Origin of the sequence: Streptomyces sp. NPDC007095 (assembly GCF_040634475.1) — a bacterium.
Lineage (GTDB): Bacteria > Actinomycetota > Actinomycetes > Streptomycetales > Streptomycetaceae > Streptomyces.
In genome coordinates this window covers 1-1,092 of the sequence record NZ_JBEYFS010000543.1, presented here as the reverse complement: position 1 = coordinate 1,092, position 1,092 = coordinate 1, and the positions used below count along the sequence as shown (strand labels likewise).

The 1,092-nt window shown below is 71.6% G+C and carries 1 protein-coding gene; it reads left to right on the top strand.

Annotated features, from left to right (window positions below; all coding sequences use genetic code 11):
- Positions 1-307, top strand: a 307-nt coding sequence (locus tag ABZ656_RS58100) for a hypothetical protein (RefSeq protein WP_360280892.1), incomplete at its 5' end; no start/stop codon positions are given.
- Positions 308-1,092 lie beyond the last annotated feature (785 nt).

Genomic DNA, 1,092 nt, shown 5'->3' with positions numbered 1-1,092 from the left:
GCTCCTCGGCCACCAGCGGCAGGAACGCGGCACCGCACTGGGCGAACTGGCCGACCTGGTCTGGAACACCGCCCGCGAAGCCGACCGGCTCCACGGCAAGCTGCGCCGCCACGCCGCCCGCGTACGCGACCGCCTCGACGACACCCTCAACCCCGGCCTGGACCCGGCCTTCGTGCCGGTCACCGGTCTGCTCCAGAACACCGGCCACACCACCGACCTGCACGCCGCGCGCTTCGCGCAGCAGATGAACCAGCTCGGCCTTGTCGTGGAGAGCTACCAGGCCACCGTGCGGCGCCCCGGCGGATAGCCGAGGGGAGTTGACCACGCGGGGCCCGCAGTCGGGTCCCCGCCCCACCCCCGCCCGCGTGCCTCGTGCACCGGGCCGGAGCAACGCACCGGCCCGCCCCCTGGAAGGATCTTCGCCATGCCTGGTATCGGCCTGCACGCCGACCGCGCCCGCGTTCACGCCATCCTCGCCCACAGCCAGATCGTCCTCGACAATTCCGGTGACGCGGAATGGCCCGGTCTGGAAGCCCTGCTGGTCACCGCCGCCGAGAACAGCTCGGTCCTCGACACAGCGGGGGCCTTGTCGCCCGAATGGGCCGCGTTGCTCGCCGCCGAGGCCGCCTGGCACGTTGTCAACGCTGCTGGGCAGGTCGCCTCCGGCTTGACCGATCCCCGTCTGACGGACCTGCTGGCCCGACTCGACGGCCTGCCTCTGGCAACCAAAGTGGACTTGCTGTCCACGGCGGCTCAGCGCACTCGCTTTGAACCTCCGCCCGTCGCCAGTGTTGGGCCCGCCCAGGTGGGCCCTCGCGGCCACCAGGCGGGTCACGGCCGTAGGCCGGGACCCTGCCCGTGTGCATGTAACAGTGCAGGCTTCTGCGGCGGATGCGGGCACGCGGGCTGTGGAGGGCGACGGTGAACCAGTACACCAGGCCGGGCCAAGACGACGTGCCGGAGCTGATTCGTATGAACGACGACGGCGTCGAGCCGCAAGAGGACGAGCCGAACGCCGACGTCGCCGATCCGCTCACCGGCGCCGTACGGCTGTGCGCCCACCGCTGCGACACCTGCATCTTCCATCCCGGC